This is a genomic window from Acidobacteriota bacterium (assembly GCA_016196035.1).
Lineage (GTDB): Bacteria > Acidobacteriota > Blastocatellia > RBC074 > RBC074 > JACPYM01.
Map to the genome: position 1 here is coordinate 38,584 of JACPYM010000039.1, position 8,937 is coordinate 47,520.

An 8,937-nucleotide genomic window follows, 5' to 3' on the forward strand; every position below is an offset into this window, starting at 1 on the left:
TCATTCACGATCCGCCACCCGCAACCGATTCACCAACAGATGCGCCTGCCGCGTCGGCTCGGGCTGCCGGTATTTCGTGGTGGCCTGCAAGGTCAGCGCGACCGCGTCAGACAAATCCATCAAATGGCCGGGCGAAACAAAGACCGGCGCGACGTTGCGTTTCGTGCGCAAGGCCGCGCCGATCAATTCGCCGCGATCCACGAGCGGCATTTGACTGCCCGCTTCGATAGGCACCTCGGCGTGACGGCCTACGAGAATGCTTTTGGCGCAACCCAGCGTGGGAATGTCCAGCCACAAACCCACGTGACAGGCGATGCCCAGACGGCGCGGGTGCGCGAGGCCCTGCCCGTCCAGCATCAGCGCATCGGGTTTGACGCGCAGTTGCTCCCACGCCTCCAACAACGAAGGCGCTTCGCGGAAGCTCAGCAGTCCGGGGACGTAGGGGAATTTGGAACTGGTGCGCAGACCGGCCTGATCTACGATCTGCAAGTCGGGCAGGCTGAGCACAACGATGCCGGCATAAATTGTTTCGGAGAACTTATTGAACGAGACATCGGCACCGCCAATCGTCTGGACGGCGCGGCTGAGCGGTTCGAGGCGGATGTGCGTGCGCAATTGTTGTTGCAGCGCAATTGCCTCGCGCGGCGTCAAATCCCAACGATGTAACGGCTGGTTTGCCATGCCCACAAAGTTCAGACCGCAATTTCGACCAGCGTTAAGGCGAAATGCAGCGTCTCGCCCGCCAACGGATGGTTGGCGTCGAGCGTCACGATCGCGTCCGTCAATTCGGTGATCACCATCGGAATGCCGTGGCCTTCGGGCGTGCGCATCTCGATAGCCATGCCCACTTCCGGCTCAATCTCGCCCAGCCGGAATTGATCGCGGCTGAGTTGCTGTATCAGGCCCGCTTCGCGTTCGCCATAAGCTTCACCCGGCGGGATGATGATGTTCTTGGTCTCGCCGGTTTGCATACCCAGCAACGCCTGATCGAAGCCGGGGATGACCTGCCCCGCGCCGACCGTGAAGGCCAACGGGTCACTGCCATCCGAGGTGTCGAACATCTGGCCGTCGGTGAGCGTGCCCGTGTAATGCACTTTGACGGTATCGCCGAATTGAACTGCGGACATGGGTTACCTTTCTGGGAAAAAGGAGAACGCGGAACACGCCGCAGTGCCTGCGGCGTGTTCGTTTCGGTTGCCGCCGCGTGTTCCGCGTTCTCCTGCTTTGCACAGTTGACAATTATTGCGGCGGGCAGCATCGCATACGGCATCTGCAAAATCCACCCGCTTGCGAAACCTGCCGGCCGCTTGCAAAGCCTGCCTGATTGCCTTATCAAACGGCTGCCGATGAAAGCATTACGGTTTGAACAAGGTGCCGTAACACTCGCCGACGTGGCCCTGCCGCCCGCGCGCGGCGAAGCCTTGGTGCGCGTGACGCTGGCGGGCATTTGCAATACAGATGTCGAAATCGTGCGCGGTTACGCCAATTTCAGCGGCACGCTCGGTCACGAATTTGTCGGCGTCGTGGCCGACTCGCCCGACCGCACGCAAATCGGCCAGCGCGTCGTTGGCGAAATCAATGCTGGATGCGGGGTGTGCGCCGGTTGCCGTGAACACGATGCCCGGCATTGCGCACGACGTACCGTGCTCGGCATTCGCGGGCGCGATGGGGCGTTTGCCGAATATCTGAGCCTGCCGCCACAAAACCTGTTGCGCGTACCCGACAGCATCCCCGACCGCGCGGCAGTCTTCACCGAACCCCTGGCCGCAGCCTGCGCGATTCTCGAACAGGTGCCGCTCGACGCTACCCAGCGTGTAGCTGTGATCGGTGATGGCAAATTGGGTCAATTGATCGCGCGCGTGCTGGCGACCACCGGTTGCGAGTTGATTTTAATCGGCAAACACGCCGACAAGTTGGAACTTGCGGCGCAAGCTGGCATCCATACGGTGACGCTGTCTGCACTCCGGGTTGAACCACGCTTTGACTTGGTCGTCGAAGCCAGCGGGTCGGCGATCGGCTTGCAACTGGCGCTTGAGCTGGTGCGGCCACGCGGCACCATCGTGTTGAAATCCACTTTTCACGGAGAGATCACGCTCGACACCTCGCGCCTGGTCGTCAACGAGATCAAGCTGCGGGGTTCGCGCTGCGGGCGCTTTGCCCCTGCATTGGCTTTGCTGAGCGACCGGCGCGCCAATGTCGAGCCGCTGATCGCCCGCGAATTCGCCCTGACCGATGGCGTCGCTGCGCTGCAAGAAGCCCAACGCCCTGGCGTGCTGAAAGTGCTGTTGCGCCCCTGACCGCTTTTTCATTTTTATGGCTGTTTACCCTTACCCCAAAGGCAACCTGCTGATTCCCACCGCGCATGGCGAGTTGGAAGCCTTGTACCGCCCCAACAACCTGCAAGCCGCGCGCGTTGCGCTGGTCTTGCATCCGCATCCGCAATTCGGCGGCACGATGCACAACAAAGTCGTCGCGCGCGCGGCCAAAGCCCTGCAAGAAGCGGGCGTCGAACCGCTGCGCTTCAACTTTCGCGGCGTCGGTTACAGCACGGGCGCGTATGACGAAGGGCGCGGCGAAACCGAGGACGCACGCACGGCGCTGGATTACCTGCTAGCCCAACAGCCGCAGGCGCATGAAGTATTAATCGCGGGCTTCTCATTCGGTTCGGCGGTCGGGCTGCGGTTGGGTTGCGCCGACACGCGCGTGCAACGGCTGATTGCGATTGGCGCGCCCGCGCGGTTGCACGATCTGGCCTTGCTCACAAGCTGCGCCAAACCAAAGCTCTTCATTCACGGCGAACGCGACGAGATTGCGCCGCTCGCGCCGTTGGTTGAACTGTTGGAACAGGTCCCGGCCAGCAGCCCGCAGCAGTTGGTGACGATTGCGGGCGCGGGCCATTTCTTTGACGAGCAGTTGCCGCAATTGATGCAGGTCATCAAAGATTTCGTCACTTGAGGCAAGTCTAGCCACAGAGGCACGGAGTCACAGAGCAATTGCTTCAGTTCACTAAAAACTCTCTTTCTTACTCCGTGACCCCGTGCCTCTGTGGCGAAGTTTCCCTTTTGGCATAAGTCTTATTGAGTCGCTTGCTATGCGTTTCCCGCAATTCCAACTCGCCCGGTTGTTCGGCATTCCGCTGATCATTGATTACAGTTGGCTGCCGATGGCGGTGTTGCACGTGTGGCTGGTGGCGGAAATGTGGCTGGCGCGCGCGTTGGGCGACCAGTTGCCACAAGGGGCCTACCTCATCATCGGCGTGTTGGTGACGGCGCTCTTTTTCGCTTCGATCCTGTTACACGAACTAGCGCACGCGCTGATTGCGCGCGTTGAAGGGATCGAGATTTACGATATTCAACTGCACATCTTCGGCGGCTGGGCGCGGCTGGTGAGCGAACCGCGCACGGCGCTGGCCGAATTGCGCATTGCCATCGCGGGGCCGGCCAGTTCGTTTTTGCTGGCGGCGCTGTTTTGGCTTGGCGTTCAGCTGGTGCAATTGCTTGGCGCGCCGCGCGACCCGGCAGCCGCCGCAGCCGTCAGTTCATTCAAATACCTGGCGGCGGCCAATCTAACGCTGGCGCTCTTCAATCTGCTGCCGGGCTTGCCGCTGGATGGCGGGCGAGCCTTGCGCGCCTGGCTCTGGCACCGGCGCAAAGACGTGCTCTCGGCCACGCGCACCGCCAAACGCTGCGGCGTCGCGCTGGCCTATTTGCTGATGCTGTACGGCGTGTTTTTGCTAGGCTCCGGCCTCATGCGCGGCACGTTTTGGCGTGAGGCGCTGGCGGCTGCGTGGTTGTTGGTCGTCGGCGTCTTTTTGAAGAATGCCGCCGAACAGGACTATCGCTTCCGCGTCGAGCAGCGGGCGTATGAGGACGAAACGCAACGCTTGCAGGCCCAAACCACCGCGCAATGGAACGTCGCGGGCACGGTTGGCGCGGTGATGCGCACGCCGGTCATCAGCGTCGCGCCTGAACTGAAGGTCAGCGAATTTATTGACCAAGTCCTGGCCGAACATCGTCTGACGATTTTCCCCGTCGCGCGCGAAGGCCGCTTGCACGGCATGCTGGCGCTCGAACGTTTGCGCGCCGTGCCCAAATCCGAATGGGAATGCCGCCTGATCCGCGACGTCATGGAACCAGTGGACGAAACCCATTTCATCACCGTGCGTGCCTCGCTCGCCCACGCCGCCCGGAAACTCAAAGCCAATCCACTCGGCCAACTGGCGGTGCTGGATAGCGACGGCTTGCTGGTTGGGTGCCTCAGTGAAACTGATGTGTCAGCGGCCTTGTAAATCAACAGAGAACCTGCTTACTACTTCCCTTGTGCATTCTTGATCCCACTTTCAAGCCCCTTTTCGCGCGCCTATTCCACTGCGCAAAACCCCAAATTGACGAACGCCTGATGGCAGGCTATAAACCAGAGGCTTGTTCTGCCGATTCAGACCGCTCCGAGGCAAGGCATGACCATTCACATCAACCTCAAGCCAGACCGAAAGGCAAGCAACCAATGAAGCACAAAGGGTGAGCGCCCAAGGCGGCTGATTTTCTATGGTCAAGGACCAGAAATCAGGAGCCGGGAGTCAGGGAAGCTAGGTTCGATGCTAATCCTTAACCCGAAACCTCCGAGCTAAAACACACGTGTTTGACCCAGGCCGAAGCAACTCTAAATTTTTACCGCGCCACTGGCTGCGCCACGGATTGCCTTGGCTGGCGGCGGGATTGTGCTTGTGCAGCCTGCTGACGATGCTGGCGGGCAGCGGCTTCGGGCAGACAGTCGGCCTGCGTAAAGTATTCGGGCGCTATCAGCAGTTGGTTTGGCACGATCAACACGGCTTGCCGGAAAACAGCGTGATGGCGATTACCCAAACGCGCGATCAGTATTTGTGGGTCGCGACCGTGGAAGGCGTGGCGCGATTTGACGGGGTACACTTCACTGTTTTCGACCGGAACAATACCCCGGCGCTCAAACACAACCACGTCCTGTCGCTACACGAAGACCGGCAAGGCGATCTGTGGTTGGGGACGAATGGCGGGGGCGTGACGCGCTATCACGCCGGGCAGTTCAGCAATTATGGCGTCGCCGACGGCTTGACGGATGGGCGCGTGTGGGCGCTCCTGGATGACCGCGCGGGCAATCTCTGGCTGGGGACAGAAGGCGGCGGACTCAATCGTTTTCGGGATGGCCGTTTCAGCGTTTTTAACATGCAAAACGGACTGCCGGATAACCGCATCTGGGCCTTGGTCGAAGATCGCGAGGGCGCGCTCTGGATTGGCACGCGCGGCGGCCTGGCGCGCTTCAAAGATGAGCGCTTTACCAGTTGGACCACCAAAGATGGCTTGCCGAACGATTTCGTGCGTGCGCTGTGCCTCGATCGTGACGGAAGTCTTTGGGTCGGCACAGACGGGGGCGGGATGGCGCGCTTCAGCGAGGGGCGCTTCACCGTGTACGACATGAAATCCGGGCTGACGAGCAATTCCGTCTTCTCGATTCGCCAGGATCAAATGGAAGATCAGCTCTGGATTGGCACACTGGGCGGCGGCGTGCTGCGTTTTCGGCATGGCAATTTCACGCCTTACACCACGGCTGAAGGCTTGCCCTCTGACCGCGTCAATGTGCTTTACCAGTCGCGCGGCGGCGACCTCTGGGTCGGTTTGAGCGGGTTCGGGCTGTGTCAGATCAGAGTCGGGCGCGTGGGCGTCGTGACGGCGGAAGACGGGCTGATTCACGATTACATCAGGCCGATCATCGAGGATGCAACGGGCAGTCTCTGGGTCGGCACGGTCGAGGGTTTGACCCGCATCAAAGCGGGGAAGTTCACCTCTTGGACGACAAAAGACGGGCTGCCCAACAATTACATCAACGCGCTGCGTGAGGATCGTGACGGCGCGCTTTGGATTGGCACACGCGGCGGGCTGGCCTGTTTCAAAGCTGAGCATTTCACGGTGTGGACAACCAAAGAAGGGCTGCCCGAAAACAACCTGCGCTCCATCGTGACAGATCATGCAGGAGACGTTTGGATCGGCACATACGGAGGCGGTTTGGCGCGCCTGCGCGACGGGCAATTTACCACTTTGACCGCGCGTGACGGATTGCCGAATAACACCGTGGAGGCCTTGTGCGTAGATCGCGCCGACAATCTCTGGATCGGCACCTGGGGCGGCGGACTCAGTCGTTACCACAAAGGGCGTTTCACCACTTGGACGACCCAGGACGGGTTGGCGAGCAATCACATTTATGCCTTATTTGAAGCGGCCGACGGAGCGCTCTGGATTGGCACGGGCGGCGGCGGTCTGAGTCGCTTCAAAGACGGCAAGTTTGCCAACGTCGCGGTGAAGAACGGCCTTTATGACGACCTCACGTATAACATCATGGTGGATGATCTGGGCGATATGTGGCTCAACGGTAACAAGGGCCTCTCCCGCGTGAGCTGGCAGGAATTGAATGATTTTTGCGATGGGCGGCGCACGTCAGTCACCTCCTATTCTTTCGACACGGCTGACGGGATGTTGAGCCGCGAAGGCAATCGGGCACAACCCGCTGGCTGGAAGTCGCGGGATGGCCGACTTTGGTTTCCAACACTCAAAGGCGTGGCAGTAATTGATCCGCGCATTCGCGAAAAGCAACCGCCGCAAATCAACATCGAAGCAGTCAAACTAGCGGGGCAAAAATTCTCTGTCGGCTCACTCTTACGTATCGAACCGGGCCAGGAGGGACTGGAAATTCAATACACCGGACTGGACTGGGGCCGCCCACAGCAAGTCAGCTTCAAATATCAGATGGTAGGCTTGGAGCAGAATTGGATCGGGGCGGGAACGCGCCGCACCGCCTACTATTCCTACCTGCCGCCGGGCGAATACACGTTCCGCGTGATCGCCAGCAATGGTGACGGCGTATGGAACACGGAAGGTCGCAGTTTACGCGTGGTCGTGCTGCCGCCGTTTTACCGCACGTGGTGGTTCCGCGCGCTGGTCGCGTTATCGCTGGCAGGCGTCATCGGGCTGCTTTTCAAACGGCGGCTGGAGCGCGCCAACCGCGCCCGCCGCGCGCAGGAAGAGTTTTCGCGCCGTCTGATTGATTCGCAGGAACAAGAACGCAAACGGATCGCCGCCGAATTGCACGACAGTCTGGGGCAAAATTTGCTGGTCATCAAAAACTACGCGCTGATGGGCTTGAACGCCGCCAACGGCGGGAATCCGTTGCGCGAACACCTGGATGAAATATCCGAAGCGGCGTCGCAATCACTCGCCGAGGTGCGCCAGATTTCGCATAATCTGCGGCCGTATCAACTCGAACGGCTGGGGCTGACCAATACTTTGCAAACAATGTTGCGCCAGGTCGCCAATGCTTCCGACATCGGCTTCAGCAGCGAAGTCGAACCGCTTGACGGCTTGTTTGCGCCGGAAGATGAAATTAGCATTTATCGCATCGTGCAGGAGGCGCTCAACAACATTCTCAAACACTCTGACGCGCAGGAAGCCAGCGTGTTTATCAAACACATGGACGGCGAAATTCAGATCACGATTACCGATGACGGGCGCGGCTTTACGGTTGAGCCGGCGAGTCGCGCTGAAATGCAACAGCGCGGACTGGGCCTGACCGGCACCGCCGAGCGCGTGCGCATCCTGGGCGGCAAACTGAGCATTCATTCTGCGCCCGGCCAAGGAACCACACTCCACATCACGCTGAAACCAAATACGCATGGCAGTACCAACTGAACTCCGCATCATCATTGCCGACGATCATCCTATTTTCCGGCGCGGCTTGCGCTTGGTTATCGAAAGCGATCCGCACCTAAGAGTCATCGCTGAAGCCGACGACGGCGCGGCGGCGCTCACTTTGATTCAAACCCATCAACCCCAAATTGCCGTGCTCGATATGGACATGCCGCAACTCGACGGACTAAGCGTGGCGCGCGCGCTGCGTGAACAGCAGTCACCGACCGCCGTCGTTTTTCTGACCATGCACAAGGATGAAGCGACGTTTAACGCTGTACTCAACGCGGGCGTCAAAGGTTATGTGGTCAAAGACGGCGCAGCCAACGAAATCGTCGGCGCGATCAAGGCCGTTGCCGCCGGGCAAAGCTATTTCAGCCCCGTGCTTTCCAACCATTTATTGCAGCATCGTAAAGGGGCGGGCGAACCTGGCGCGCCGCAATCCGGGCTAGAAACACTGTCGCCCACCGAACGCCGCGTGCTGCGGTTGATTGCCGAGTCCAAAGCCAACAAAGAAATCGCCGAACTGCTTTTCATCAGCGTGCGCACTGTCGAACATCATCGCTCAAACATCTGCGCCAAACTGGGCTTGAACGGAAAGCACGCGCTGCTGACGTTTGCGCTGACGCACAAGTCCAAGCTTTAGCGTCAGCCTGCTTTCCGGCCAGCCAACTTCATATCCGTGCTACTACCCATACAAAAATCGGAGCTACTACCTAGTCCAAATTGGGTAGTAGCTCCGATGTCTGCCCGCCTGCCGCTATCGCATACTTTCACCTGTCGTTTTCCCGGCAAAAACATTCACTGATTCGCGCAAACCCTAAAGGCCCAGGAGCAATGATGCTGTTGATTGTTGATGACAACGCGGCGATGCGCCGTTTGATCCGGCGGATGACTGCCGATTTGGCCGAGCGCGTCGAAGAGTGCGCGGACGGCGCGGCGGCGCTCGCCGCTTACGAGCAGTATCAGTTCAGCGGAGCCGACTGGGTGTTGATGGATGTGGAAATGGCCGGGCTAGATGGCTTGAGCGCGACGCGGCAATTACGCGCCGCCCATCCCGAAGCCCGCGTCGTCATCGTCACCAAACACAATGACGAAGCCTTGCGCGCCGCCGCGTTCAACCACGGCGCGAGCGGCTTTGTGCCGAAAGAGAATTTGTTGGAATTACGGGCGCTGCTCGGCGCCGCTGCTTAACCCTTCTTCTTTGATCCCTGAGAGGAGTCCCGCT

8 protein-coding genes are annotated in these 8,937 nt (G+C 59.8%); 6 read left to right on the forward strand and 2 right to left on the reverse strand.

Going from position 1 to position 8,937, the window contains the following annotated elements; translation table 11 throughout:
• Both nfi and HY011_13640 read right to left on the reverse strand, forming a co-directional pair.
• Positions 1-681, reverse strand: a complete 681-nt coding sequence (gene nfi, locus HY011_13635; protein ID MBI3423971.1) for a deoxyribonuclease V — start codon at positions 679-681, stop codon at positions 1-3.
• 11 nt (positions 682-692) lie between these two features.
• On the reverse strand, positions 693-1,127 hold the full coding sequence (locus HY011_13640; protein MBI3423972.1) for a peptidylprolyl isomerase: 435 nt from the start codon (positions 1,125-1,127) through the stop codon (positions 693-695).
• A 219-nt stretch (positions 1,128-1,346) separates the two neighbouring features.
• Between HY011_13640 and HY011_13645 the strand changes: the two genes are divergently transcribed.
• From HY011_13645 to HY011_13670, 6 genes are all read left to right on the forward strand, one after another.
• Positions 1,347-2,297, forward strand: coding sequence for an alcohol dehydrogenase catalytic domain-containing protein (locus HY011_13645; protein ID MBI3423973.1), 951 nt, complete (start codon positions 1,347-1,349; stop codon positions 2,295-2,297).
• A 16-nt stretch (positions 2,298-2,313) separates the two neighbouring features.
• Positions 2,314-2,955 (forward strand): alpha/beta fold hydrolase, encoded by a 642-nt coding sequence (locus HY011_13650; protein ID MBI3423974.1) that lies wholly within the window; start codon positions 2,314-2,316, stop codon positions 2,953-2,955.
• Between the two features lie 136 nt (positions 2,956-3,091).
• Positions 3,092-4,288, forward strand: coding sequence for a site-2 protease family protein (locus HY011_13655; protein ID MBI3423975.1), 1,197 nt, complete (start codon positions 3,092-3,094; stop codon positions 4,286-4,288).
• Positions 4,289-4,721: 433 nt separating this feature from the next.
• The gene (locus HY011_13660; protein MBI3423976.1) at positions 4,722-7,712 is read left to right on the forward strand and encodes a hypothetical protein; all 2,991 of its coding nucleotides are present in this window, start codon (positions 4,722-4,724) and stop codon (positions 7,710-7,712) included.
• Positions 7,696-8,355: a response regulator transcription factor gene (locus HY011_13665; protein ID MBI3423977.1), complete on the forward strand. Its 660-nt coding sequence runs from the start codon at positions 7,696-7,698 to the stop codon at positions 8,353-8,355. Before HY011_13660 ends, HY011_13665 begins: the two co-directional genes overlap by 17 nt.
• Before the next feature lie 191 nt (positions 8,356-8,546).
• The gene (locus HY011_13670) at positions 8,547-8,903 is read left to right on the forward strand and encodes a response regulator (GenBank protein MBI3423978.1); all 357 of its coding nucleotides are present in this window, start codon (positions 8,547-8,549) and stop codon (positions 8,901-8,903) included.
• The last annotated feature ends 34 nt before the right edge of the window (positions 8,904-8,937 follow it).

What these genes read in the sequence shown, in the direction of transcription:
- nfi (MBI3423971.1), bottom strand. Translation starts at nt 681, where the DNA reads ATGGCAAACCAGCCGTTACATCGTTGGGATTTGACGCCGCGCGAGGCA.
- HY011_13640 (MBI3423972.1), bottom strand. Translation starts at nt 1,127, where the DNA reads ATGTCCGCAGTTCAATTCGGCGATACCGTCAAAGTGCATTACACGGGC.
- HY011_13645 (MBI3423973.1), top strand. Translation starts at nt 1,347, where the DNA reads ATGAAAGCATTACGGTTTGAACAAGGTGCCGTAACACTCGCCGACGTG.
- HY011_13650 (MBI3423974.1), top strand. Translation starts at nt 2,314, where the DNA reads ATGGCTGTTTACCCTTACCCCAAAGGCAACCTGCTGATTCCCACCGCG.
- HY011_13655 (MBI3423975.1), top strand. Translation starts at nt 3,092, where the DNA reads ATGCGTTTCCCGCAATTCCAACTCGCCCGGTTGTTCGGCATTCCGCTG.
- HY011_13665 (MBI3423977.1), top strand. Translation starts at nt 7,696, where the DNA reads ATGGCAGTACCAACTGAACTCCGCATCATCATTGCCGACGATCATCCT.
- HY011_13670 (MBI3423978.1), top strand. Translation starts at nt 8,547, where the DNA reads ATGATGCTGTTGATTGTTGATGACAACGCGGCGATGCGCCGTTTGATC.